The 26,507-nt window shown below is 42.0% G+C and carries 26 protein-coding genes; 9 read left to right on the plus strand and 17 right to left on the minus strand.

Annotation, left to right across the window (positions count from 1 at the left end; all coding sequences use genetic code 11):
- Positions 1-29: 29 nt before the first annotated feature.
- On the plus strand, positions 30-1,418 hold the full coding sequence (locus PY091_RS10260; protein WP_275649575.1) for a dipeptidase: 1,389 nt from the start codon (positions 30-32) through the stop codon (positions 1,416-1,418).
- Here the strand turns inward: PY091_RS10260 and PY091_RS10265 are convergent.
- Positions 1,415-1,993: a PhnA domain-containing protein gene (locus PY091_RS10265; RefSeq protein WP_275649576.1), complete on the minus strand. Its 579-nt coding sequence runs from the start codon at positions 1,991-1,993 to the stop codon at positions 1,415-1,417. The two genes, PY091_RS10260 and PY091_RS10265, sit on opposite strands and share 4 nt — an antisense overlap.
- A 134-nt stretch (positions 1,994-2,127) precedes the next feature.
- Between PY091_RS10265 and PY091_RS10270 the strand changes: the two genes are divergently transcribed.
- The 3 genes from PY091_RS10270 (at position 2,128) to PY091_RS10280 (ending at position 5,424) form a co-directional block, all read left to right on the plus strand.
- Positions 2,128-2,493, plus strand: coding sequence for a BlaI/MecI/CopY family transcriptional regulator (locus PY091_RS10270; RefSeq protein WP_275649577.1), 366 nt, complete (start codon positions 2,128-2,130; stop codon positions 2,491-2,493).
- Between the two features lie 2 nt (positions 2,494-2,495).
- A complete protein-coding gene (locus PY091_RS10275) occupies positions 2,496-4,217 on the plus strand; it encodes a M56 family metallopeptidase (RefSeq protein ID WP_275649578.1) in 1,722 nt (573 codons plus the stop codon).
- Between the two features lie 106 nt (positions 4,218-4,323).
- Complete coding sequence (locus PY091_RS10280; protein WP_275649579.1) at positions 4,324-5,424, plus strand: DUF4407 domain-containing protein; 1,101 nt, start codon at positions 4,324-4,326, stop codon at positions 5,422-5,424.
- Here the strand turns inward: PY091_RS10280 and PY091_RS10285 are convergent.
- The 14 genes from PY091_RS10285 to PY091_RS10350 all read right to left on the minus strand — a co-directional run bounded on the left by PY091_RS10285 (position 5,421) and on the right by PY091_RS10350 (position 18,280).
- The gene (locus PY091_RS10285) at positions 5,421-7,190 is read right to left on the minus strand and encodes a MutS-related protein (RefSeq protein ID WP_275649580.1); all 1,770 of its coding nucleotides are present in this window, start codon (positions 7,188-7,190) and stop codon (positions 5,421-5,423) included. The two genes, PY091_RS10280 and PY091_RS10285, sit on opposite strands and share 4 nt — an antisense overlap.
- A 6-nt stretch (positions 7,191-7,196) precedes the next feature.
- Positions 7,197-7,556, minus strand: coding sequence for an MmcQ/YjbR family DNA-binding protein (locus PY091_RS10290; protein WP_275649581.1), 360 nt, complete (start codon positions 7,554-7,556; stop codon positions 7,197-7,199).
- Positions 7,553-7,954 carry a Dabb family protein gene (locus PY091_RS10295; RefSeq protein WP_417957040.1) on the minus strand — a complete coding sequence of 134 codons (402 nt, stop codon included), beginning with the start codon at positions 7,952-7,954 and terminating at the stop codon, positions 7,553-7,555. Before PY091_RS10295 ends, PY091_RS10290 begins: the two co-directional genes overlap by 4 nt.
- Positions 7,955-7,956: 2 nt before the next feature.
- Positions 7,957-8,580: a DUF4230 domain-containing protein gene (locus PY091_RS10300; protein WP_275649582.1), complete on the minus strand. Its 624-nt coding sequence runs from the start codon at positions 8,578-8,580 to the stop codon at positions 7,957-7,959.
- Position 8,581: 1 nt separating this feature from the next.
- Positions 8,582-8,932, minus strand: a complete 351-nt coding sequence (locus PY091_RS10305; RefSeq protein ID WP_275649583.1) for a DUF4260 domain-containing protein — start codon at positions 8,930-8,932, stop codon at positions 8,582-8,584.
- Positions 8,933-8,935: 3 nt separating this feature from the next.
- On the minus strand, positions 8,936-9,685 hold the full coding sequence (locus tag PY091_RS10310; protein WP_275649584.1) for a cyclase family protein: 750 nt from the start codon (positions 9,683-9,685) through the stop codon (positions 8,936-8,938).
- A gap of 85 nt (positions 9,686-9,770) precedes the next feature.
- Complete coding sequence (gene hemW, locus PY091_RS10315; protein ID WP_275649585.1) at positions 9,771-10,901, minus strand: radical SAM family heme chaperone HemW; 1,131 nt, start codon at positions 10,899-10,901, stop codon at positions 9,771-9,773.
- Between the two features lie 85 nt (positions 10,902-10,986).
- Positions 10,987-11,538 carry a crossover junction endodeoxyribonuclease RuvC gene (ruvC, locus tag PY091_RS10320; protein ID WP_275649586.1) on the minus strand — a complete coding sequence of 184 codons (552 nt, stop codon included), beginning with the start codon at positions 11,536-11,538 and terminating at the stop codon, positions 10,987-10,989.
- A 1-nt stretch (position 11,539) separates the two neighbouring features.
- Positions 11,540-12,019, minus strand: a complete 480-nt coding sequence (locus PY091_RS10325) for a hypothetical protein (RefSeq protein WP_275649587.1) — start codon at positions 12,017-12,019, stop codon at positions 11,540-11,542.
- 44 nt (positions 12,020-12,063) lie between these two features.
- Entirely contained in the window at positions 12,064-13,200 is a 1,137-nt protein-coding gene (locus PY091_RS10330) for a tetratricopeptide repeat protein (protein ID WP_275649588.1), read from the minus strand.
- Positions 13,201-13,209: 9 nt separating this feature from the next.
- Positions 13,210-15,078 carry a M56 family metallopeptidase gene (locus PY091_RS10335; RefSeq protein WP_275649589.1) on the minus strand — a complete coding sequence of 623 codons (1,869 nt, stop codon included), beginning with the start codon at positions 15,076-15,078 and terminating at the stop codon, positions 13,210-13,212.
- Positions 15,075-15,437 (minus strand): BlaI/MecI/CopY family transcriptional regulator, encoded by a 363-nt coding sequence (locus PY091_RS10340; protein ID WP_275649590.1) that lies wholly within the window; start codon positions 15,435-15,437, stop codon positions 15,075-15,077. Before PY091_RS10340 ends, PY091_RS10335 begins: the two co-directional genes overlap by 4 nt.
- Positions 15,438-15,558: 121 nt before the next feature.
- A complete protein-coding gene (locus PY091_RS10345; protein WP_275649591.1) occupies positions 15,559-17,784 on the minus strand; it encodes a TonB-dependent receptor in 2,226 nt (741 codons plus the stop codon).
- A gap of 112 nt (positions 17,785-17,896) precedes the next feature.
- Positions 17,897-18,280: a hypothetical protein gene (locus PY091_RS10350; RefSeq protein WP_275649592.1), complete on the minus strand. Its 384-nt coding sequence runs from the start codon at positions 18,278-18,280 to the stop codon at positions 17,897-17,899.
- 171 nt (positions 18,281-18,451) lie between these two features.
- On the opposite strand from PY091_RS10350, the gene PY091_RS10355 reads away from it, so the two are divergent.
- Positions 18,452-18,964, plus strand: coding sequence for a DUF456 domain-containing protein (locus PY091_RS10355; protein ID WP_275649593.1), 513 nt, complete (start codon positions 18,452-18,454; stop codon positions 18,962-18,964).
- Here the strand turns inward: PY091_RS10355 and PY091_RS10360 are convergent.
- Together PY091_RS10360 and PY091_RS10365 are read right to left on the minus strand one after the other, a co-directional pair.
- Positions 18,961-19,515: a nitroreductase family protein gene (locus tag PY091_RS10360; protein ID WP_275649594.1), complete on the minus strand. Its 555-nt coding sequence runs from the start codon at positions 19,513-19,515 to the stop codon at positions 18,961-18,963. The two genes, PY091_RS10355 and PY091_RS10360, sit on opposite strands and share 4 nt — an antisense overlap.
- Before the next feature lie 48 nt (positions 19,516-19,563).
- On the minus strand, positions 19,564-20,451 hold the full coding sequence (locus tag PY091_RS10365; protein ID WP_275649595.1) for a LysR family transcriptional regulator: 888 nt from the start codon (positions 20,449-20,451) through the stop codon (positions 19,564-19,566).
- A gap of 75 nt (positions 20,452-20,526) precedes the next feature.
- Here PY091_RS10365 and hutH point away from each other — a divergent pair, with 75 nt between their 5' ends.
- From hutH to hutG, 4 genes are read left to right on the plus strand one after another with little or no spacing between them, the layout of a single operon-like run.
- Positions 20,527-22,104: a histidine ammonia-lyase gene (hutH, locus tag PY091_RS10370; protein WP_275649596.1), complete on the plus strand. Its 1,578-nt coding sequence runs from the start codon at positions 20,527-20,529 to the stop codon at positions 22,102-22,104.
- A gap of 1 nt (position 22,105) precedes the next feature.
- A complete protein-coding gene (hutI, locus tag PY091_RS10375) occupies positions 22,106-23,332 on the plus strand; it encodes an imidazolonepropionase (protein WP_275649597.1) in 1,227 nt (408 codons plus the stop codon).
- A gap of 11 nt (positions 23,333-23,343) precedes the next feature.
- Positions 23,344-25,347: a urocanate hydratase gene (locus PY091_RS10380; RefSeq protein ID WP_275649598.1), complete on the plus strand. Its 2,004-nt coding sequence runs from the start codon at positions 23,344-23,346 to the stop codon at positions 25,345-25,347.
- Between the two features lie 4 nt (positions 25,348-25,351).
- On the plus strand, positions 25,352-26,323 hold the full coding sequence (gene hutG, locus PY091_RS10385) for a formimidoylglutamase (protein WP_275649599.1): 972 nt from the start codon (positions 25,352-25,354) through the stop codon (positions 26,321-26,323).
- Positions 26,324-26,507 lie beyond the last annotated feature (184 nt).

Below are 26,507 nucleotides of genomic sequence, written 5' to 3' on the forward strand. Positions count from 1 at the left end.
GTACTTTTAGGCTACTTTTTAAATGATTTATGAAAGACATCAATAATTACATTAATTCGAACAAAGACAGATTTATCAACGAATTGATCGACCTCCTTAAAATCCCCTCCATTAGTGCAGACAAGGCTTATGCCAAGGATGTTTTAGAGGCAGCAAAGGCCGTTAAAAAATCATTGGACGATGCGGGATGCGACAACACGGAGATTTGTGAAACCAAAGGATATCCTGTGGTATATGGTGATAAGATCATAGACCCAAATCTACCAACAGTGCTGGTCTATGGCCACTACGATGTACAACCGCCGGACCCAATGGGCCTCTGGACCTCACCTCCTTTTGAGCCTGTGATCAAGAAGACGGAACTTCATCCAGATGGGGCCATCTTTGCAAGAGGGGCTTGCGACGACAAAGGCCAGTTTTTTATGCACGTCAAGGCAGTGGAATACATGATCCAAAATGATGAATTGCCCTGCAACGTCAAGTTTATGATTGAGGGCGAAGAAGAAGTTGGAAGTGACAGTTTGGAAGATTTCCTAATGGAAAATAGTGAAAAACTTAAAAATGATATCATTTTAATTTCCGATACCGGAATGATCGCCAACGACGTTCCATCCATCACTACCGGTCTTCGGGGATTGAGCTATGTGGAAGTGGAAGTTACTGGGGCCAACCGTGATCTGCACTCGGGAATTTATGGTGGAGCTGCACCGAACCCGATCAATATCCTGGCAAAAATGATTGCCCAGTTACATGATGAGGACAACCATATTACCATCCCAGGTTTTTATGATAAGGTTCAAGTAATCCCTGACGATGAACGTGCCGAAATGGCAAAAGCTCCTTTTGATCTAGAGGCCTACAAAAAATCATTGGACATTGGTGATGTGCATGGCGAAAAAGGCTATTCCACACCGGAACGATTCGGTATTCGACCCACTTTGGATGTTAACGGAATCTGGGGCGGCTACACGGGTGAAGGTGCCAAGACCGTAATCGCCAGTAAGGCATATGCCAAAATATCCATGCGATTGGTCCCTGATCAAGATTGGCATGAGATTACCGATCTTTTCACCAAGTATTTTGAATCTCTGGCTCCAAAAAGTGCCAAGGTAAAAGTTACTCCACACCATGGCGGACAAGCTTATGTGACCCCAATAGATAGCGATGGATATCAAGCCGCTTCGAAAGCTATGGAAACCACCTTTGGAAAAACACCTGTACCACAACGCACTGGTGGAAGTATTCCGATTGTTGCCCTGTTCGAAAATGTTTTCGACAGTAAAACCATATTATTGGGCTTTGGATTGGATAGCGATGCCATCCATTCCCCCAACGAACATTTTGGTGTGTGGAACTTTTTAAAGGGTATTGAGACCATACCCTATTTCTACAAATATTATACGGAGATGAAGGCCTAAAGCTTTTTTACGTACTTGGTAATGATCACAATTTGTTGACCATCTACCTTGCCTTCAATATATTCTGCATTCTCGTGATCCAGGGAAATCCGTCTAACGGCGGTTCCCTGTTTTGCGACCATGCTTGAACCTTTAACTTTTAGGTCCTTTACCAAAACTACGCTATCCCCATTTTCCAAAATAGCGCCGTTCACATCCCTATGGATGATTTTTTCACTTTCTTCTTGACCCTCACCAGTTGCTTTGGCCCATTCCAAAGTTTCATCTTCCAAATACATCATACCCAAAAGATCCTGGGGCCACCCTTCAGTTTTTAGCCTATTGAGCATGCGCCATGCCACGACTTTTACAGCATCGTGTTCGCTCCACATACTATCATTAAGACATCTCCAATGGTTTGGGTCCGTATTATCGGGATTCTCGATTTGATTAAGACAGGTTGCACAACCTAACAAACTACCGTCCAACCCACCTGTGGAAACTGGTGGAACTTCGTACACCTGTAAATTATCCGCCGATCCGCACAATTCGCAGACATTACCACTTCGTTCCTTTAAATCTTCCAGTAATCCCATAATATTCTATTTGACGGCAAACTTAACATTTTTAGGAAATCATCTGAGTTCCCTGCCGTGATAAATTCATTCTACATTTGTAGAATTATAATTTTTATTCTATGTTTGTAGAACACAATTAAAAAACAAGGTACATGCAATTGTCAAAATCGGAAGAAGAATTAATGAACATTGTCTGGAAGCTAAAAAAGGCTTTTATGAAAGATTTGTTGGATGCCTACCCCGAACCAAAACCAGCGACCACTACTGTGGCAACATTGCTTAAACGCATGACGGACAAAGGTTTTGTGGCATATAACAGCATTGGCAGAAGCAGGGAGTACTATCCTTTGGTGAAGAAGAAGGATTACTTTTCCAAGCATGTAAATGGACTTATCAAAAACTTTTTTAATGATAGTGCCAGTCAGTTTGCCTCCTTTTTTACACAAGAAACAAACTTGAGCAAATCAGAATTGGAGGAGTTGAAAAAATTGATAGACAACGAAATCAAAAAGAAATAATTATGCTCCCTTTCATTCTCAAATCAACGGCCTGTCTGGCCATTTTCCTTGTTTTTTACAAATTGGTGCTGGAAAATGAAAGCGTGCACCACTTTAAACGATTTTATCTTTTGGGGGCCTTTTTGGCCGCCATCATAATCCCCAATTTGGTTTTTGTGGAGTATGTAGAGGCCACCCAAAGTGCTACCATTCTAAATTCTGTTAAAGACATAAATGACTCTCCTGGGGCAATGGTTGAAGTAACCCATACAGAATGGAATGATATTTTATGGGGGATCTATGCGCTCGGCGTGGTTGTATTTGCCATCCGGTTCTTTAAAAATCTGGGGCAAATTGGGTATCGCATCCGCAAAAACCCAAAGCTTAAGCAGCAATCGACCACTAGGGTATTAATGGGACAGCCCATTCCGCCTCATACGTTTTTTAGCTATATCTTTTTGAACAAAAGACACTATGAGGATTGTACTATTCCTGAAGAAGTGCTGCTCCATGAAGAAACCCATGCCAAACAAAAACACAGTTTGGACATTCTATTGATTGAACTGGCACAAGTCATATTTTGGTTCAATCCACTCATTTACCTTTTAAAGAACAGTATCAAATTAAATCATGAGTTTTTGGCTGACCAAGCCGTAGTAAATAAAAGCCAAGATCGTGTCCATTATCAAAACACCCTATTATCGTATTTATCACACGATAGTTTTGAAACATATCAGTCGACCGGCATAGCAAATGCCATTAATTATTCATCAATCAAAAAACGTTTTACAGTCATGAAAACAAACACATCAAAAAAAGCATTTATCCTAAAGAGCTTTTTGCTTTTACCAATAACAGCCTTGTTACTGTTTGGATTTAGCGAACGACATCAAATTGAAATGGAAACCTCTGTAGACCATATCATCAATATGGAGCTGCTCGATAACAATAGAGTAAAATTGAACGATGGAATTTTTCATTTTAGTGAGATTGCAAAAACTATAAACCAACACTATTTGCCAAATTTTGATTCAAACGCCATCAAAGTTAAAATCAGTGCCCGTGGACCAGTGCATTACAACACCTTGACAGATTTATCCCAAGTAATTAGAACAACAGGAATTGATTTGATCGAAGTAATGGCAGAAGAGGTAATTATGGAAGAAGATCAGTTCAAAAACAATGTTTCGGTCAGCCCTGGGACGACCCTCTTAAACACTGATAAAATGACCTTGGTAGACAATGGAGCTCTGCCGGAACAACAAAGCGCTACTAGAGAGGAAATGAAGGAGTACAATGCTCTGGCGAAAAAGTACAATAAAATGGATTCTGACCACATGATCATTAAAAAGAGTGAGGTGATGCGATTGAAGGTCATTTATGGGAAAATGTCCGAAAAACAGCGTGCAGATGCGGAACCATTTCCAAACTTTCCACCACCGCCACCGGCACCAGGTTCACCAGAAGCACCCAAGTCACCAATGGACACTAAAGAGATCATTGAAATAGAACCGAACAATCCCCCATTGCCCCCAGCTCCTCCCAGCCCTCCAAAGCCTATTGAGCACATTAAAAAAATGGTGGCAAAAGGAGCAAGTTTCACCTTAAACGGAAAAGAAATATCAGGTAAAAAAGCCATTGAAGTGGTTCAAAAAAATCAACATATAAATATTGATGCCAGGGAGGCCAATGGAACCGAACCCATTGTAAAACTATCCACCGAACCCATTGTCATCGAAAATTAAGCTTCTGTGACTTAAAAATTGTTAAAAGCCCCAATTTCGGGGCTTTTTATGTAACAAATCACCCAAAATCACGTTCTAATACCCTATCAATCAAAGAGAACACCTTATGTTATTACGCTTTTTTATTTTCTGCTCAGGAGCGGACACCCAGATTTTAGAAACTTGTTCCAACGGAGAGCGCAACAAATATGCTGGTATCGGCGCCACGGTTTTTTTTACGGCAGTAATGGCTTTTATTGCCTCTGGTTATGCCCTTTACACGGTTTTTGACAATATTTATACATCAATCTTTTTTGGTCTGATTTGGGGTCTACTCATTTTCAACTTGGACCGATACATCGTCTCAACCATTAAAAAACGAGATAATTTTAAAGGGGAACTGTTACAAGCCGCACCCAGGATTGTATTGGCATTGATAATCGCCGTGGTCATTTCCAAACCATTGGAAATGAAGATCTTCGAAAAAGAAATCAATCAGGTATTGTTGGAAGAGAAAAATGCCATGACCCTGAACAACAAAGAACAATTGGCACTCCAATACACTCCAAAAATAGAGGACCTCAACCAGAACATCAGCAACCTAAAAGGTGAGATTGCGTCCAAAGAGGCTGAGACCAATGCACTGTACGATACCTACATTTCCGAAGCAGAAGGTACAGCTGGGACAGGTTTATTGGGCAAAGGGCCCGTGTATCAGGAAAAACGTGATAAACATGATGCAGCACTCGCGGAACTCAATGCCCTAAAAGAAACCAATGGTGACAAAATTGCGAATATTGAAGCTGAAATTGCTGCTTTGCAATCGGATTACGACACCGCAGTTGCCGGTTCCCAACCCATTATTGATGGTTTCGATGGTCTCATGGCTCGTATCGATGCTTTAGGTAAATTACCTTGGTTTCCATCCTTTTTTATCTTTTTATTGTTCCTTGCCATAGAGACAGCCCCGATAATTGCCAAATTATTGGCACCCAAAGGCGAGTACGACTACAAATTTGAAGAACAGGAAAGTGTTGTTGCCACATGGGTGACCCAAAAAGTAGAGCAACGCAAATTGTTGTTGGCCACCGATGGGGAACTCAATCAACAGATTTATGCCGACATCAAAAGTGAGGAAGAACTATACCGTTACAAAAAAGAGAAAGCCGAGGAATTGCTTCGCTTACAGGCAGACTCTTTTCATAATGTACAGGTAAAAGGTCTTTAATCCACAATACCCATATTTTTTAACAGGAATGATGCATTCATGTTTTGGCAGACCCCTTCTTTGAACTTATAATCGAAGAAGAGCTCCCCATTCACTATTTGTGCATCAAAATAACGGTTTTCCACCTCGGGAAGTTCATCAGCCAAGGTGCACAGGCTTAAATCATGCGTGGCCACCATTCCCGTAGAGCCATTTTTAACCAAACGTTCTACAAACTTTTTGGAGCCCTCGGCCTTGTCCACGCTATTGGTACCCTTCAGGATTTCATCCAGAATTACAAAACAATTGTCGTTTTCCAATTCTTCAACAATATATTTTAAGCGTTTTAGCTCTGCATAAAAATAAGAAGTTTCGTCCGCTAAAGAATCGGAAGACCTCATACTAGTGAGCAAACGGACAGGACTGTATTGTACTTCTTTTCCTTTAACGGGCAAGCCTAAATTTGCCATCACTATCTGTAACCCAACAGCCCTTAGAAAGGTACTTTTACCGGCCATATTGGCTCCAGTAACAATACAAAAACGTCCCTTTTGTATTTCAAAATCATTCAAAACGTTCTTATCCGGGTCTACCAATGGATGACCGACTTCATTAGCTTTCAAAACCATTTTGTCACCCACCAAAGTCGGATAGGTGTGATCGGGGTGATTAAAGGCATATGTACCCAAACTGATATAGGCATCGAACTGGGCAATGGCAGCAAACCAATCTTCCACCTCATCCCCATATGTTCCGATCCATGATTCGACCCTATGGGCATAATAAAGACTATACAATCCAAACCCTTGCGCAAACATGGAGATAATAAGATTGAACTGTTGTTCCAGCATGGACATATCCCGGGCAAACCGCTTCAATATTTTGGAAGTGGGCTCACCTTGAATGATCAATTTGTTTTGAAGCTCCTTTAACAGTTCAGAGGAAAAGGTCCGACCTTCCAATTCGGAGATCAATCGCTGATGTTGTTGAATCGTGTCCTGTGCCTCGGAAACCTTCATGGTAAAACCAATAATTTTCTTGGCATAAAGGCCAACAATCCCTACTCCTATGAAGTACCAAAACAGAACCAAACTTTCGGGCACCCATCCAGAAAAAGCAAGAAAAATGAACGCTATGGATAGTAGTGTAAAAATCAGAGGTACCATACCGGCCCATTTAGGGGTGAATATTTTGTGGTTTTTCATCCAGTCGGAGACTACTTTTGGAGTTACTTTGGGTTGGGTTTCCCCTGCCAATGCAGAAAAGTGTTGCCTCCACTCAGGTAATTTGGACAGTTCTTGGATTGCTTCTTGTTTTTTGGCTATTTCCTTTGGGTTTCCAGCCAACAATAGACCTGAGAACACTTCCCTTCCCTGCATCAGTACAGTACGGTTGACATATTGATAAAAGGAGCCACGACCAAATAGATCTAAATCCTGCGCATAGGGGTGCTCGGGCTGTAAAAATTCCTTCCCATCCGGCAGATGTTGAAATTTACGGTCCATCACCTCCAACTCCTTTGTATTGATCTCGACTAGTCTTTGTAGATATTCCTTATGGCGCTTTACAATACTGAATCGGGTAACCAAGAATAAAAACAGAATTATACCCAGTGGCAACAACACATAAAGCAATGTACTGCCCCAAAGAAAATACATCCCAAGTGCCAATCCCGCAAATACAGCTAACCGCATGGTGGCTAAAAATCCCAATTTACCTTTTACCTGCTGAAGTTCCTGTTGATGTTTGTCTTTTTGGGACAAATAAAATTTCCTTAACTCCTCCATTAAATATCAGCCTAAATTTTTTAGTTCCTGTTGCAGCTTTTTGGTTAGACTTGCCACAACCAATTCGTAAGAGTGATCTAAAAGTTCCTTTATAAGATATGCTGGTAATTGCCCTATAAAAAGTGTGTTCCAATGTGTTTTGCTCATGTGATAACCTGGGGTGATCACACCATCAAACTCTTCACGGAGCGCTACAGCACGTTCCGGTTCACATTTAAGATTGCACTGGGCAGGGAGTCGCTCCAGGGGCACCAAGGCAAACATTTTGCCCATTACCTTGAACACCAAAGTATTTACATCAAAAGGAAATTCTTCGGTAACCCCCTTCTTGGATATACAAAGATCTCTTAGTTCCTCTACATTCATTGCTGGATTCCCTGAGAGTCGTAAACGATCACCTTTTCCCAAAGATCTTCACATTCTTCGATAAACACAAGGTGAGGTGGTTCATCTTGGTAAGCGGCCTGATCTTCTGCCGATTCAAAAGTGAGAATCAAGGAGTAGGTAAAGCTGTCATCCACCACATCGCGAATGGCCTTTGGCGGTTTGCCAATAAATTTGGTCTTGGCATATTGGGAATTGTCCAAGAATTTGGTCAACGATTTTTCAAAAGTCTGCCTGGCTTCATAACTGTCCGGCTCTTTGAACCAGAAATAGACCACATGGGCAAATGTATGGTCGAAATTATTGGTTTCGTTTTTTATCTGCACACATCCACTGGCAAATACGCCCATCAATAGCAGGGTAATAATTTTTGCTCTCATAACTACGCTTCTATAAATTGTTTTTCCCTATTAGATATTTCCAGGGCGGAATAATCAAGCTTCCAACCAATGGTCTCCACTATTTTTTCAACGATAAGTACAGCCTCCAAAGCTTCCTTTCGTGCAGTCTCCATTAATCCGCTTTCCGGTATTTTTTGTATGATATGCTCTTTTGCCTCCTGATTTAGATTGGTCAGATCTGTTGGTGAAAAGCTATTGAATATGCCATTTTTTATGTCGTAAAATTGAAGGTCGGGCTCAATGGACAACACTTCTGGTTCCGGAAAATTATTAAGTATGATTTTCTTTTTATCGTTATCGGCACGCATATCCAATTTGTTCAGGTCGTATCCTATATGCGCTTTGGCCTTTATAACGATCAAGGCTTTCTTCTTGCTTCTAAAGAGGCTCATAAAACTGTCCTTGGTATTTTCGTAATGATATATTTCAGCAAAATCCCCTTCAACGGAAACCAATTTACACACACTTCGAATCTTGTTCAGGATAACGGTAGATTGTTCTTCGGTAATTTCCTTGCTCCTTTTTTTCCGGAACAGGGAATACGCCCAATACATGAGAATTGCTCCCAATACCAAACCGAGGATAGTGTCAAATACTTCTCCCATATTACTTGCCTATTTCTCCCAAATGGGTAAACTTAAATCCTTTCTCATATTTTAGTCCATAACCCAGCATACGATCGAGTGCCGAATGTGAAAACAAAATCACTCCGATAAGTTGGCACAAAGGCAGGGCATAGTATAGACCAAACAGATACACTAGTATCGCCACTCCCTTGTGATGAAACAAATTGTAGGACAAGGCTCCCGCCCTATTTCCAAAAAGATACCCTACCATACCTATATCCGGGGTCAATATCAACACTAAAAACCACCACCAGGTGTAATCCAACAAATTGAACAGATAAATGCCCAATACGAACATCATCAACTCCTCCAATTTAAGTACTGTTTTCATCTATTATTCTTCAATTTTGTATAAAACCGGCCTGCTTGGGCTTGCATCGTTCTCAAAAGGGGCCACTTGTAAATTCAAAAAGTAAGTACCATCCTCCACTGGATTGGGCACATAAATAAACTCGGTAATCGTTGCCTTGGCCCTGGGTTTTCCGCCCATATCCCAAAAAGCTTTGTGAGCCAATAGCTCACCTCCATCCTTCTCCTTGTCCACAGAGGGCAGGTCTACCAGCAAATGTTCCACACCTTTCTTCACCAAATATTTGGCGGCGTCCTCCAAAAGGTAGGCAGGGTTGGTATCCGAGTACTTCTTGGATTTTTTATCCCCGAGATTGGGCAAGGTCCTTATCACTACAGCTTGCCTTTTTTTATTCCCTAGAGCATACTTAATCTGTTTTTCCGATATCACAAAATCACCATTCAATTGTTCGGGGGCTACGGTAATCACTTCTGCCAAATAGAAAAACTTCTTTAATTTTTTGTTGATGGAATTGAATTCCTGTGATATATGTCCCAAACATTCGGTATGTGTTACATGCGAATGTGGATTAAACCAAATATCGTTGAAATTGGTAGATGCACCTTCGGCTACCTTACCCACAAATCCATCTTGCCTGTGCGGAGCTATTTTTGGGGGTTCCAGATACCAGGCGTTTACGTTGTTGTCTCCACCTTTAAGAGGTATGGATATATCCAGAGGTTTGGTCAGGTTTATTTTATAGTTTCGGGAGTTGTGTTTTATCGAGGCGATCAAATCAGGTTGCTTTTAAACTTTCCCAATATTCCGGGAATCAATTCTACTTCATTTCTGCCTGCACATATGCAGAACGGACAATTTACTACTTTAAATTAAGCATAAAAAGGTCGGATGCAATTCCATCCGCTAAAAACTTACCCTTTTTGGTCGTGAGCAGTTTACCATCGTCCACAAAGAGCAACTCCTGTTCCAGATATTTGGACGATTGTTGGCTGAGATATTTCAGATAATTCTCCCCAAATTCTATAGCTACCCTACCCAAATCCACACCCCAAATGGTACGCAGGCCCGTCATCACATATTCATTATACCTGTCGGTTTTGGAAAGGGTCTCAATCTCATTGGGAAGTACACCTGTTTCTATTTTTTTGATGTAGGTTGGATTGTTCCTAATGTTCCAACTTCGATGTTCACCATCAAAAGAGTGCGCCGACGGCCCTACACCCAAATACGATTTACCCAACCAGTACGATGTGTTGTTTTTTGAGAAAAACCCCGGTTTTCCAAAGTTGGAAATTTCATAGTTGACAAAGCCTTCTGCCTCCAACCTTTCCACGAGTATATAGAATTGCTCTTGTGCCTGTTCATCATCAACATCAGGTACAACTCCTTTTTCTATAAACTTTTTGAGGGCGGTCCGGGGCTCCACCGTCAATGCATAACTGGAAATATGGGGCAGCTTAAAATCCAATGCTTTTTGCATGTTGGCTTTCCATCGCTCATTGTCCATTCCTGGAATTCCATAAATCAAATCAATGGTGATGTTGTCAAAATACTGTGTTGCCAAATTGATACATTCTTCTGCTTCACCTGCACTATGAGCTCGATTCATCAACTTTAAATCCTCGTCAAAAAAGGATTGGATACCAATACTGAGTCGGTTTATAGGACTATTGGATAGTTGGATGATTCGATTGTTGGTCAAATCATCTGGATTGGCTTCCAAAGTGATTTCCGGATTGTCAATTACTTTGTAATTGTGATACACGGTTTGGATCAACCCTTCAATCTCGGCATTGGAAAGTACCGATGGAGTTCCACCTCCAAAGTAAATGGTTTCAACCTCATCATCGATTTCCGATTTCCGCAAAACCAGTTCTTTGGCAATGGCATTGACCATGGTTTCCTTTTTTCCCAATTGCGTGGAAAAATGGAAATCACAATAATGACAAGCTTGCTTGCAAAAAGGAATATGAATGTAAATACCACTCATTCAGTTGACAATTAACAATTAGCAATGCACATTGATCATTTACTTATCAATCGGATATCAGATTTCTGATACCCAGTGTATATTGTTATCTTATTTTATCCGGATTCTGTTTGATAAAAGCCTCCCAACCGGTATAACTTTTTCCGACCTCTACCCTGCCCTCATTGTAGAAATGGCATACCGCCGCAGCCAAACCATCGGTACTATCGAGGTTTTTTGGCAAGGATTTTAATTTCAAGACACTTTGAAGCATTCGGGCCACCTGTTCCTTACTTGCATTTCCGTTGCCCGTAATCGCCATTTTTATCTTTTTGGGCATATATTCTGTAATCGGTATCTCTCTGGATAATCCTGCGGCCATCGCCACTCCTTGAGCGCGGCCCAATTTGAGCATGGACTGCACATTTTTTCCATAGAATGGAGCTTCAATAGCAATTTCATCAGGGTGATAGGTATCAATGAGTTCCAACGTGCGCTCAAAAATAAGCTTGAGTTTGGTATATGGGTCATCATACTTACCTAACATCAACTCGTTCATCTGTACGAATTGCATCTGTTTATTGATGACCTTAATAATACCAAATCCCATGATCGCGGTTCCCGGATCTATTCCCAATATAATTTTTTCTGTTGCCAAATCAATAGGTGTTTAATACCAGTGGCAGCTTAAAACGTAGGCTAACGGGGTTCCCTCTTTTTAATGCAGGTGCCACTGTGGTCAAATCGTTTAGGCGTTCGGAGATTTTTGTATTGAAATCCGATATTTCGTTCAATACAGCGTTTTTTTCCTCAACGTTCAACACCGAAATAAAGCCGTGCTCATCTATGAGAAAATCAATATAGACGGTATCGTTCATATCGTTTCGAACCTGAAACTCGAGTCCTGCCAAAGCTTCTGAAAAATACTCTGTGATTACGTTTTGGAAGCACTCTTGTTGTGCATCTTTAGGCGCTGTTTCATCACAATTTTCAAAAAGGGGGTATTGGTCCACATCGTTCCAATCGATTGCCATAAGTTCTTCATTGACCAATTTTTGGGTCTTGTCCTCCTTGGACTCAAACAGCTCGCAGGACACGAACAAACCCATAAAAATGATTAATAAAACAAACTTCTGCATGACAGCCCCTAGAATTTGGCTGAAATTACGACATTTTGAAGAAATCAGTTGCTGGCAAAATGGATTTCCTCCTTTATCTCACTGATACGGTTTGTTACCCTTTCCTTTAACCAAGGAACTAGATCGGGGTACATTTCGAGCAACTTTTCGTAATAGTTTAATCCAGTTTTGGGGTCCTTATAGTATTCGTCGGCCAAAACACATACTTGATAGTAGTTATAATAATTATCCTTGTTCTCTTCCCACGCCTTTACATAATAATCCATGGACTTTTTGGTGTGTCCCTTTAATCGAGCGATGCGGCCTAGGCTTGCATATTCCTGTGGAAAGTAAGCCATTCGCTCCTCTATGGACTTTTCGATATAGTATTGGGCACTGTCCAACTCTTTTTCCTTAAAAAATACATCTCCCAATCCAGAATAAGCTGCTGCCAATTTATCAGGGAAAGATTCTAACCTATGATACGTTGCCAATGCCTTTTCCGGTTCCCAGTTTCGGAAATAACAATACGCCAGTTTCTCATAAACAAAAGGTTTTTGCTCCCCTAATTCCAACAATCGCTCAAAATGGGGAATAGCCAATTGAAACTGACCATTATTAAAATAGGCCAATGCCTTTAAATTGATCATGGCCACATCGTTCTCGTAAAATCGCAACCCCTTATCAATATAAACAAGTGCGGAATCCTTGATTTCTTGACCCACATAATATTTGCCCAATGCATACAAGCTCCGTAAGTGTGTGCTGTCCAATCCCACTGCGGTCTTGAACGCCTTGTTTGATTCATTTGTTTTACCTAAGGATTCGTAAGTTCGACCCAGATAATAGAAGTACTCGGGATTCTGTTGCTTGGACGAAGTCAATACCTGAAACATCTCCAATGCAGATCCATAATTTTTTGTTTTCAATAATAGCTTGCCCAGTTCAAAACGTGCCAATTCAAATTCAGGGCTGTTGTCCAAAACAGCAGTGTATTGTACGATTGCTTTATCGAAGTTGCCTATGGCATTGTAGGCCCTTGCTATCTGAAGGTTTGATATTTTATCCCCAACCTTTGCGTAAGCATTGATGGAGGTGGTATAATTTCCAACGGCATACAGACTATCCGCCATTGCTAAAGCCGATGTTTGGGCACCGGCTTTAAGATATATGAACAGAAAGAGAACAAATATAATCTTCAATTGGACGGTTTATTTTAATTTAAAAGTTATGGGAATGGAAAATATTACATCGGCCGGCTTTCCTTCCTGTCGTGCAGGTTCCATCTTGGGCAATCTCGCAATTATTCTGTGTGCTTCCGCCTCCAAAATAGGACTTGGCCCTTTTGATTTGATATCCACTATATCCCCATCCGCACTGATACCGAACATTATGGCGACTCGCCCTTGTATCCCCTGTTCCTGGGCTTCTTCCGGATACCTAAAGTGCTTACGGACATGTCTTTGTACATTTTCCAAGAAACAGGCTCGTTTGTCGGAAGCATTCTCGCATCCAGGAAAAATAGGTGCTTCATCAATAGCTGTAAAAGGAACCCAATTCTCACCTCGCTTACCAAAATTTTGAATCTCTTTGTTTAGTTCTTCATCATCATTTCCCTGCAGCCTAAACGTAATTGGAATAGAAAAAGGGACTTTAACCGTTTCTCCCTCATGTTTTCCTGGCTGCATTTGAGGTAGTTTGGACAAAATGCGTTCGGTTTCCCTTTCCAAAAGCTCGTGAGGCCCTCTCATTCTGATATCCACAACGTTACCTTCAGTATCTATTATCAATATAGAGGAGACCCTTCCTTGAATTCCTTGTTCTTGAGCTAATTCGGGATAATGAAAGTTTTTGCGGATATGGGCTTGCATTTTTTCTTGGAAACAAGCTTTTTTATCCGTTGCATCTTCACAACCCGGAAAAATAGGTACCTCGTCGATAACTGCAAAAGGAATAGAAATAGCATCTTCATTTATGATACTCTCATCCATGTTTACTGTCATTCTTAGCTTGATATTTTTACTATCCACTATTTCCAATGTGGATACCTCTTTGTTACTTCTTAATTCTTCCAAAAGTTGAGCTCGTTTATATTTTTCATCTTCCGTTAATGCTCCAAGATCACCCACTTTTAAAGTGACTATGTTATTTTCTCCGTCGTCATCTACATTTACCTGTTTTTTATCTGGAACTACTCCAATTTTATCGGTTTTTGATTCAGTTTCGCTCTCACAGGACGTATATACCAACATACCCAATACCATGGGCAACAACAATACATACTTTAACTGCCATACAGCCTTGGACTTCTTCTTTTGTAACATGACTATTCGTTTTTTGATTAGTGATTTATTAAAAAATTGATTCACAAAACTGATGTTCTGTGTTTGGAACGCTTCGGACAACAGCATTTCAAAATGCGCGGCCTTATTTTGCTTCACGGCTTTTTCATCGGCAATGAATTCGTGAAGTTCTGCAACCCTGTTCTGGTAGATGTACACCAATGGATTGAACCAAAAGACGATTCTTGCAAGTTCAAAAAAGAGCAGGTCCAAAGAATGCCATTGCTTTACGTGCACCAATTCGTGGGCCAGAATATTGGCCTCTTTTTCTTTTTTGATCTCATCCCCCATAAAAATATTTCGGAAAAAGGAGAAAGCGGAAGTACTCTTAGGCACCGTGACCTTTGTGAAATCCTTATAATTCTCTACGATACTCCTATTTCTGAGCTTGCCTATTTGAATCAATTTGTAGGCGAACCAAATAGCTGCCAAAATGCTTCCCGCACCCAATGCCAAATATGGCCAAGAGATGCGTTCCAAGAAACTGGTTTCTTCCGCTCCTGGACCAAGTACTACCCCGTTCAGTTGAGCAAGAAATATGGTTGTTGTTTCCAATGGTTCTGGCATCGAAGTTTGTAGGGCTTGAATTTTTACCCAAGGCAATATGAGGGAAAGAGCAAACGTGCCTAAGAGATATACACGGTTCCATTGAAAAAAGGTCTCTTTCTTTAGAAAAAGGTCGTAGGCCAACAAAAAAACAAGTTGAAACGCTAAAGATTCTAATAGGTAAGTAATCATTGCTCTTTGTCTTTAACGTTCTTCATAATCTCTTCAAGTTCCTTTAAACTGATATCGTTCTTCTTCATAAAAAAGGATACCATACTGGAAAAGGAACCTTGGAAATAGCCATCCATCAATGTATTCAACCGTTGATTGCTGTACTCTTCCTTTTTCATCAAAGGAAAGTACACATGTCCCTTCCCCACTTTCTCATGCGACACAAAGCCTTTGTCCTCCAAAATCCGAACAATGGTGGATACGGTATTATATGCTGGTTTGGGTTCTGGCAATTCTTCCAAAATTGCGGCCACATTCCCCTTTTCAATTTTCCAAAGGAGCTGCATTACTTCTTCTTCTGCCTTGGTGAGCTGTTTCATTTTTCAACTAACTTTTTAGTTCAATATGAAGCAAATATAACTAAATATTTAGTTTAAACTAATTTTTTAGTTGAAAAATGGTTTAAAAATCCGCCAGCGTAGTATACTGGCGGATATATATTTAAAAAGTCACGGTCACCTTTCCTCGCAAGTAAAAAGGTGTGCCCGGCGTAAAATGAATCTCTTCAAAAGAGTTAGGTTCGTTGAACAAACGGCTTTCCGTGGCAAATTGGGTTTCGTTCCATTCGGTATCGAACAGGTTTTCCACAATCAGTCCAAAGGTCCAATTATTCACACTATAATTCAAGGTGGCGTCGGTCACAAAGTAGCCTTCGGCCACTATGGAATTGTCCTCGTTTGCTGGTCTATCATCGATATACCTGTAGTTCAATCCTCCCGAAAAGCCTTGATTGCCTCCCAAGCTGACTCCTCCAGCCATGGTAAAATCGGGGGCCAATGGAATATAATCTTCCCCATCGGCTTCTTCAGTGCTGCGAGCATGGGTGTAGTTGGCATCCGTAAACAGGTAAAGCCAATCCAAAGGTTGGTATCTGGCCCCTACTTCAACCCCCATTCTTCTGGTTTTTCCACTGGGTTCCACAATGGCGGCATCCCCAACGTACACGAACTCTTGATCCAAGAACAAGGTCCACAAAGTGGCGTTCAAGACCAATTTATCCGCTGGCCTTATTATGGTTCCCAAATCCACCCCGTAGGCTGCCGGCAGAATCTCTTCGCCCCCGTTGGCTACGACCACCCGGGTATCATTGGAGTGAAATCCAATTCCAGTCTTCAAGAACAACTGGGTATTCTCGTTTACGCTATAAATGGTATTGAACTTTGGGCTAAAAGCTACTTTTTCCTCACTACGGCTATCGTACAGTTCGCTTATCTTGTTGATGTAATCGAACCTAAAATAGTCCAACCGAAGTGCAGGCTCGAATGTAAACTTGCCGGATTTAAACTCGGCGCCAGCAAAGGCATAGCCATTTACCTCATCCACATCGCCATAAGCTAGACGTTCCAACAATTCCTGACGGTTCAGTGTCCGGGACAATTGATTGTCGTCCACATTATCATATCTAAAACCGATTCCCGCATTGTATTTGAATCCCATACCGCCCAAATTGGCAGAGTTATTCTGATAGACAGTCTTGGCACCAGCCATCATTCGGTCTTCAAACTGTTTGATTTGGTCACTGTTCACAGGATCTTCCAAGAAAAACGTAAAGTTGGAATACAATTCAAAATCATAATGGGAAACAAATGCCATAGTATTGATTGATTTCCCAGTCCCCAAATTCTTGTTATGGTTCAAAACAAAATTGGTCCGGCTCGTTTGTCCACCCTCGGTATCATCGATGGCGCCAAAACGACCTATCAAGCCTTGGTCAACAGCTCGTTGCGGTATTTGGCCCGATGCATCCCATTTGCTGGAAAAGTGCGAGGCCGTCAACAATAGCTCTTGCTCACCAGGCAATGCATATCGGTATCTACCCAAAATATTGATTCGATTAAAGTTCTGCGGGGATTCAAACGGACCATCCGTCAAATACAATTCGGAAGCCAAATAGGCATTGCTATTTTGGTTATCCATTACATTGAACATTCCCATGAACCTACGGGCACCAAACTGTCCCACTTCGGTGGAGAGCATGCTTTTATCCAAGCTCTTTCTCAGTTTTAAATTGACATATCCCGCCGTATTAAAGTTTCCTTGATCCGCATAATAAGGTCCTTTGCCAAAATCTACATTTTCTATAGTCTCCGGAATCACAAAGTGGAGATCGGCATACCCTTGTCCGTGGGCATGAGACACCATATTCACCGGCATTCCATCCACATTAATGGCCACATCGGTCCCGTGATCTACATCAAAACCCCGTAAAAATATCTGCTCGGCCTTTCCACCACCAGCGTGTTGGCCAATAATCAACCCGGGAACCTTCCTTAAAATTTCCTGTGAGGATTTTACAGGGTTCGTCTTTACATCCACATCCACCACTCGGCTCAAGGCATCCACTTGGGATACCAAAACCACTTGATCCAAAGAAATGGAGCTCTCTTCCAGCACAATGGTAATCGGATTCTGTAGATCGGATGGGGTCACCACTTTGGTTAAAGTAGCATATCCCAATCTGGAAAAGTAAATGGTATCGTTGACCGAGGTCCTATCCAGAACAAAATGTCCTGTTCCATCGGTATGGCTATGTTGACCACTGGTCTTGTTGAAAATTCCAGCATCCTCTATTGGGGAACCGGCTTCATCCACCAATTTTCCCTCCACGTTTTGCGCAGCAATAGTGCCCATGAATAACATGGACAAAACCGCCATAAAATATTTCATGTCGTTGTCTTTTAATTTGATTTGATTTGATAAATAAGTCTGAACAATAGGATTACTAGACCAGTTCCAAAAAAGATTAGAACCCGTTCTTAAAAATTGGTCTAGCTATTTTTCAACTATGTTGGGGAGGGGGCGTAGTTATACTTCGATACCAAAAAGAAGTTAGGCATTGGTACGCCCAATTGCTGTCAAGGATTGGCGACGTAATCAATTTCGGCGTCATAATGGTTTCTTCAGCAAAATGTTTATCCAGTTTAAGACTAATTTCATCTTTGGATTCTTGTTTATCCGGCTGATTGGCCTCCAACAATTCCTTTAAGGCTTCCAAAGCTTCGTGTGAGTGCCCAGCCATGGCCTCTAACGAAGAATAATCGATTGCTTCGTGATCCGAGGCAAAATTATGATGGTGGGTCTTGGGAGCCAAAACATGCGAGACTTCGTGAAGAGTCTCCACTACCAACCCATTAAAAAGCCCGAGCAGATAAAACATGCACATTGCTGCGCATCCTATTCGGATAAACTTTGATTTTGTATGTGCTTTATTCGGATTCACGAACGCTTGATAATCGGTTTCAAATTTACCTACGAAAAAATTAAGGGTAGGGTTTTATTTTGATTTTGTTTGTAACAATTGTCGGTTACATTTGTCTAACAGTAAAACACAGCCATGGACATTGCATTGCTCATTTTAGGGTTTCTTTTGATGCTGGTTGGCATACTTGGCAGCTTTTTGCCGGTATTGCCAGGCCCTCCCATTAGTTGGGTCGGATTGTTGTTACTGTATTTGACCAAAGCCGTACCCGATAATTGGTGGATTTTGGGAGTGACCTTTGTAATAGCCATTACCATTACCATTTTGGATTATGTGATACCTGCCATGGGCACCAAACGGTTTGGCGGCAGTAAATTTGGCATGTGGGGAACCATCATAGGTTTACTTGTGGCCCTTTTTGTTCCCATTTTTGGTCCTCTAGGCATTATCATTTGGCCTTTTATTGGGGCTCTTGTGGGTGAATTGCTGAACAAGGCCAATAAAAAAACCGCCATGAAGGCGGCTTTCGGTTCTTTTTTAGGCTTTTTAACCGGCACGTTTATGAAACTTGTCGTTACCGTTATGTATACCGTTTTCTATGTCTACATAACCGTAAAGTATGCTGGCGACCTTTTTACTTTTAGTTAGTCCAACCACTTTGTTTTTTCAGAAATAGGAGTTCTGGCCGATGGTATTACCTCACCATCAAAATAACCCATATAGAAAAAGCCCAGACATTTTTCTCCTTCGTTCAAATCAAAGAACTCATCCATGAATTTAATGAGTCCAGGAGAAGCCCAATAACTACCAATACCTAGTTCCGTACAGCATAACCACATGTTTTGGACCGCCATGGCCACGGCTGCAACTTCCTCCCACTCTGGCAAGCTTTCCTTCGGGTCGCGTTGCATACAAATTGCAATAACAGCCCCAGAATTTGATGGGTTAAATTGCAATTTTTTGATTGTCATCTGTTTTGGGTTGGCATCCACTTCTTGATATTTATTGGACAAAAAAGCACCCAATTCCTTTTTCTTTTCCCCCAAAAGCACTTTGAAACGCCAAGGTTCTGTTTTCTTGTGGGTCGGCGCCCAATTGGCGGCCTCTAAAATTTTTTCAATGGTCTCTTTGGAAATAGGCTTATCGATAAATTGAGGTGGAAAAATACTTCTCCTTTCCTTGATCAAATCAAAAATCATAATACTGTATTAAGTTGAATTCCAAAGTTACTCCCCAAAATGTTACCATCATAATTTCATAAGTAAATCCATACACTTTTGCAGCGCAGGATTTCTGTTGTCCGTTTTCCAGACCATGCTCAATACTGCTCGCTGTTTTATTTTTTTCATTTCGATGAACTTGACTTTCATCTGAAATCCATATTGAAGCGTTGTCGGCACAATCGCAATACCCAATCTATTCTCCACCAATTTAAAAATGGTCTGTGCATGAACCGATTTATGGGAAACGTTGGGAATAAAACCGCTGTCCTCGCAAATACTCAACACCGTATCGTAGTACATGGGACTATAATCTTGTGAGAAAAGGATAAAATCCTCATCCGCTACCTGATTGACGTTTTTAAAACCATCTTCATCCAAAGGATGGTCTTCTGGCAAGACCAAGGAAAAGGTATCCTCGAAAACAGGCTTCACATCCAAACCTTTGGGCACCCTTGACAATCGTACAAAGCCCAAATCCAAACGATCGGCCAAAATTGCATTGATTTGTGCCCGGTTGGACAGTTCCTCCAAAGTTGTATGGACGGTAGGGTACTTTACTTTCAAGCCCAACAACAAATTGGGAACCACATTCTGCATAGCAGAACCCAAAAAACCTATCCTCACCTCCCCCAATTGTCCATCACCGATAAGCTTCACTTGCTTTTTGGTCTGATCGAGATGATTCAAAATAAATTCCACCTCTTTTTTTAAAAACTCACCTGCTGGGGTCAGACTCACTTTTTTCTTGTCCCTTACAAAAAGTTGCGTTCCCAGTATCTCCTCCATTTGTTTGATTTGCGTACTCAAACCGGGTTGGGAAATAAACAACTTTTCGGCAGCCTTTCTATAGTGAAGCTCTTCGGCCACAGCTAAAAAATAGATGAAATGTCTAAGTTCTATTTGATAATTCATACTTATTGATTGTTACAAAAATAAGTATTGGTGATTATTAATCATAACTCCTAATTTTATGGAAAAGATAAAAGCATGGCGAAAGACCTAACATTTCAATTTGGCGAAGACCATTTAACCGCAAGTATAGCGTTGGGTTTGGCCAAAGGAACCATTAAAGGCATTTTTTCCGATAAATGCCTGAAAAATGTGAATGCAAGTTACCAACGGGTACAGCGTATCGTGGAAAAAGGCGATACGGTGTATGGCATCAACACAGGCTTCGGACCTTTGTGCAACACCAAAATTTCCAAGGAGGATACCAAAATCCTTCAATCCAATATTCTACAGAGCCATAGCGTAGGAGTTGGCGACCCAATATCCACGCAATTGGCGAAAATTATGCTGATCCTAAAAATCCATGCCTTGGCCAAAGGTTTTTCAGGTATTGCCGAAACTACTTTACAGCGTATGCTCTGGCACATGGAGAACAATGCCATTCCCGTGGTTCCCTCACAAGGTTCGGTTGGGGCTTCTGGGGATTTGGCACCGCTTTCCCATTTATTTTTGCCATTGATAGGTTTGGGCAAAGTAGAGTATCAAGGAAAGACCATTCCAACACAAGAACTATTTCAACAAGCTGGGTTGGAACCGCTCGATCTGGGTCCTAAAGAAGGACTTGCATTGATCAATGGAACCCAATTTATCGCTGCACATGGGGTGATGGTGGTTCATAAACTACAAGATTGCTTACGCCATGCCGACATCATCGGTGCCATGATGCTCGAAGGACTACAAGGTTCCATGAAGCCATTTTTTGAAGAATTGCACAAACTGCGACCCTTTAAGGGCAACCAGCATGTAGCAGGTAGAATCCGAACATTGCTCCAAGGTTCAGAGATTTTAGAGGACCATATTGACTGCGAACGGGTTCAGGACCCCTACTCCCTTCGTTGTATGCCACAGGTACATGGCGCATCACGCAATGCTTGGCTTCATTTTAAAGATTTATTGGAAATAGAACTCAATTCCGTTACCGATAATCCTGTAATTATCAATGATGAGCTTACCATCAGTGGAGGTAACTTCCATGGACAGCCTTTGGCCATGGCCTTGGATTATGCCGCTTTGGCCGCTTCGGAAATTGGAAACATCTCCGACCGACGCATTTACCTGGCCCTTGAAGGAAACAGTCCCGGTATCCCCAAGTTATTGATGAACGACACGGGTATCAACTCAGGGTATATGATTTTACAGTACACTTCTGCTGCGTTGGCCAGTGAGAACAAAAGTCTGTGCTTCCCCGCTAGTGCGGATAGCATCCCCACCTCTTTGGGACAAGAAGATCATGTGAGCATGGGCTCCATAAGTGGTAGAAAAGCGCTCAACATTATTGGCAACGTCGAGAAAATCCTTGCTATTGAATTGTTGACCTCAGCACAGGCGTTTGAATACAGAAAGCCATTAAAATCAGGTATCGTATTGGATGAAATCCATACATTCCTTCGAACCAAAGTTGCTTTTGCCGAAAACGACCGTGTTTTTGCAGATGATATTGAAAAAGGAATAGAAATCATTCAAAATCGCGAAATCATAGATTTGGTAGAATCGGTAATGAAAGAAAAAGAACTGACTTGGGATGCACCACATCTTGAGGAATTTGAAACATACTAAAATGAACAGACCACTATTAATAGGACCATTTGCCCAATTGCTTCCCATGACAGGACTCCCCTTAAAAGGAGCCCTCAAAGATGAACAATTGACCATTATTGAAAATGGAGGGATTTTAATTTCCGAAGGAAAAATTCTCAAAGTCGGTGTTTTTGATGATTTAAAATCCGAAGATGTCGACATCCACCATATCGAAGGAGCACATGTTTGCCTACCTGGTTTTGTGGATTCTCACACCCATATCTGTTTTGGTGGAACGCGTGCCCGTGACTATGCCTACCGAAATGCCGGAAAAACCTATTTGGAGATTGCCAAGGCAGGGGGCGGTATCTGGGATACGGTAACCCAAACACGAAAAGCTTCACAAGACGAATTGGTAGCAGGCATCATTTCCAGAAGCCGAAAACATCTCAATAATGGCGTCACTACTATCGAAGTGAAAAGTGGTTATGGCCTTTCCGTGGATGAGGAACTGAAAATGCTACGTGCCATCAAACAGGCCAATGAAACTTCAAATGCAACTTTGGTTCCGACCTGTTTGGCAGCCCACATGAAGCCCAAAGATTGGAATCAGGACAAGGATTATTTAGACGTAATCATCAATGAACTGTTCCCCATCATCAAAACCGAAAACTTGGCCAACCGTGTAGATGCCTTTGTTGAAGAAAGCGCTTTTTCTCCAGAGGAAATCAAACCCTATTTTCAAAAGGCGAAGGAAATGGGATTTGATATTACGGTACACGCCGACCAATTTACCACGGGAGGGACACAAGTAGCTGTAGATTTTGATGCCGTAAGTGCCGACCATTTGGAGGCCAGCACAGAAAAAGAAATTGAATTGTTGGCCCAGAGCAATACCATTGCCACGGCTTTGCCAGGGGCATCCCTTGGTTTAGGATGTGCCTACACGCCTGCTCGCAAAATTTTGGATTCAGGCGGTGCTTTGTCCATTGCCAGTGACCACAATCCAGGGTCTGCCCCAATGGGCGACCTGTTGACCCAAGCCAGTATTTTGGGAACATTCGAAAAACTCTCCAATACCGAAGTTTTGGCAGGAATCACTTCCAGGGCAGCAGCAGCTTTACGATTGGAAGACAGAGGGAAGCTGGAAGCCGGTGCAATGGCAGATTTTGTGGTTTTCCCAACCAATAATTATCAAGAAATCACATATCACCAAGGGCAATTAAAGCCACGTGAAGTTTGGAAAAAAGGAGCTCCTATCCACTAAAAATTTGAATTATGACTGAATTTCAGCAACAGATATTACAAGGCATACCCGAACAGTTACCCTCAAAAAAGGCCTATCCTAAAAATGGGAATCCAGCGCCAAAACGGAAAGATATCCTCTCCAAAGAAGAGAAAAAACTGGCCGTACAAAATGCGCTACGTTATTTTCCCGAAACTTGGCACAAAGAGCTTGCCCCTGAATTTGCGCAGGAGCTAAAAACCTATGGTCGCATCTACATGCATCGGTTCAAGCCCGATTATGAGATGTATGCAAGGCCCATTTCGGAATATCCGGCGAAAACACATCAAGCAGCTGCCATTATGCTGATGATCCAGAACAATTTGGACCCTGCCGTAGCACAACATCCAGAGGAACTCATCACTTACGGAGGAAATGGAGCGGTATTCCAAAACTGGGCACAGTACCTACTCACCATGAAATATTTGGCGGAAATGACCGAGGAACAGACCTTGAACATGTATTCAGGTCACCCGATGGGACTTTTCCCGTCATCCAAAGAAGCGCCAAGAGTTGTGGTCACCAATGGAATGATGATTCCCAACTATTCCAAGCCCGACGACTGGGAACGCTTCAACGCATTGGGCGTGACCCAATACGGGCAAATGACGGCAGGTTCCTATATGTACATCGGTCCTCAGGGGATTGTGCACGGAACGGCCATCACGGTCATGAACGCTTTCCGAAAAGTATTGGACAAAAACGAATCGCCCGAAGGCAAGATTTTCTTGACCGCTGGACTTGGGGGAATGAGTGGTGCCCAACCCAAAGCAGGAAATATTGCTGGTGGTATCACCATTTGTGCTGAAGTCAACCCCGAAGCTGCCAAAAAACGTCACGACCAAGGTTGGGTAGATGAACTTTTGGTGGATTTGGACCTATTAGTGGTTCGAACCAAAGAAGCTGTAGCAAACAAAGAAGTAGTTTCCTTGGCCTATATCGGTAATGTGGTGGATGTTTGGGAACGTTTTTATGAGGAGGACATTTTTGTTCAATTGGGATCGGACCAAACCTCTTTGCACAATCCATGGGCAGGTGGTTACTATCCCGTTGGCCTTTCTTTTGAAGAATCCAACACCTTAATGGTTGAAAATCCAGAAGCCTTTAAGGAAAAAGTACAGGAATCTTTGCGAAGGCAAATCAATGCCATCAACAAACACACTGCAAAGGGGACCTACTTTTTTGATTATGGGAATGCCTTTTTATTGGAAGTTTCCCGAGCAGGTGGCGATGTAATGGCTGAAAACAATATCGATTTCAGGTACCCTTCCTACGTACAGGATATTTTGGGGCCCATGTGTTTTGATTACGGATTTGGACCATTCCGATGGGTATGTACCTCTGGTGACCCAAAGGACCTTCAAAAAACGGATGCCATCGCCCTTGAAGTGATGAAAAAAATAAAATCCAAAGCTCCGGAAGAAATCCAGCAGCAAATGCAAGACAATATCAAATGGATTTCTGAAGCGGAACAAAACAAATTGGTAGTAGGTTCCCAAGCTCGAATACTCTATGCCGATGCCGAGGGACGAAGCAAGATTGCGGATACCTTCAACACGGCCATTGCCAAAGGAGAAATCAGCGCTCCGGTGGTATTGGGACGCGACCATCACGATGTGAGTGGTACGGATTCTCCCTTCAGGGAAACTAGCAATATTTATGATGGCAGCAAGTTCACCGCCGATATGGCCATTCAAAATGTGATAGGTGATAGTTTTAGAGGTGCCACATGGGTTTCTATCCACAATGGTGGCGGCGTTGGCTGGGGCGAGGTCATTAATGGAGGATTTGGCATGGTACTCGACGGTTCTGAAGAAGCCTCCATCCGATTAAAGAAAATGCTGTTCTTTGATGTGAACAATGGAATTTCCCGTAGAAGTTGGGCGCGCAACAAAGAGGCCAGATTTGCGATTGAACGAGAAATGGAGCGCTCACCTAATTTAAAAGTAACTTTACCTTATCTTGTAGAGTCCGATATTTTGGACCAGCTTTTTTAATGTGATGAAACACTACGCCCCCCCGAAAAAAGACATTTGGACAGGTAAAATCTCCAATAAATGGCTGTATTTGCACGAAAAAGTGCATTGTACGCCCATGGATGAGCTTCCTGAAGCCCAGAAAAAATCCATTGCCCTTTTGGGCTATGCTTGTGATGCCGGAGTGCACCGCAATCAAGGTCGTGTTGGAGCTGAAGATGGTCCAGACTCCATTAAAAGTAGTTTTGCAAAAATGCCCAACCATTTGGGGAGCAATGTGCTTTTGCACGATGTAGGATCCATTACCTGTGCGAATAGCGATATGGAATCGGCACAAGGGCAACTTGCCGAAGCGGTCACAACCCTTTTGGAGAAAAAACAATTCCCGATAGTTTTGGGTGGCGGACACGATTTGGCCTATGGCCATTACCAAGGCATCAAAAAATACCTGGACGGCAAAAAAACGGGACAGACTATCGGCATTATCAATTTTGATGCACATTTTGATTTGCAGAAAAATGCCGAACAAGGCAATTCTGGAACCCCTTTCTTTCAAATTGCCCAAGACTGCAAAAAAGAAGGAATCGATTTTAATTTCCTCTGTTTGGGCATCCGAAAAGATGCCAATGACAGAAACCTTTTCCAAACAGCAAGGGAACTCGATGTGATCTATGTGATGAACGATACCTTCCAAATTCCTCTATTGGAAGAAATCACGACATGGATCAATGCTTTTACCAAAAACGTGGACCATATTTATGTCAGTATTGATTTGGATGGATTTTCTTCTGCCTTTGCGCCCGGGGTCAGTGCGGCATCGCCCATGGGCTTTACCCCTCACATGGTTTTGGAATGTTTAAAGCCAATTATTGCATCTGGCAAACTGATCAGTATGGACATTGCCGAAATGAACCCGAAGTACGATATTGATGGGCAAACGGCAAAACTGGCCGCTTCTTTGGTACATCATGTAGCACATAGCGTTTCTGGAAGTTGATTGTTTGATGGGTTAATCGGTCATATCGAGCGCAGTCGAGATACCAGACCGTAAATATTACACCTCTCGACTGCGCTCGAGGTGACATCCACACTTATCTTTTCACTCCCCACCACAAACAAAAAAAGCCTTCCAAAAGGAAAGCCTTTCATTGGCGAGCATCGGTTTGATGCTTCAACCTGAT

This window comes from Flagellimonas okinawensis (assembly GCF_029194005.1).
GTDB classification, from domain to species: Bacteria; Bacteroidota; Bacteroidia; order Flavobacteriales; family Flavobacteriaceae; genus Flagellimonas; species Flagellimonas okinawensis.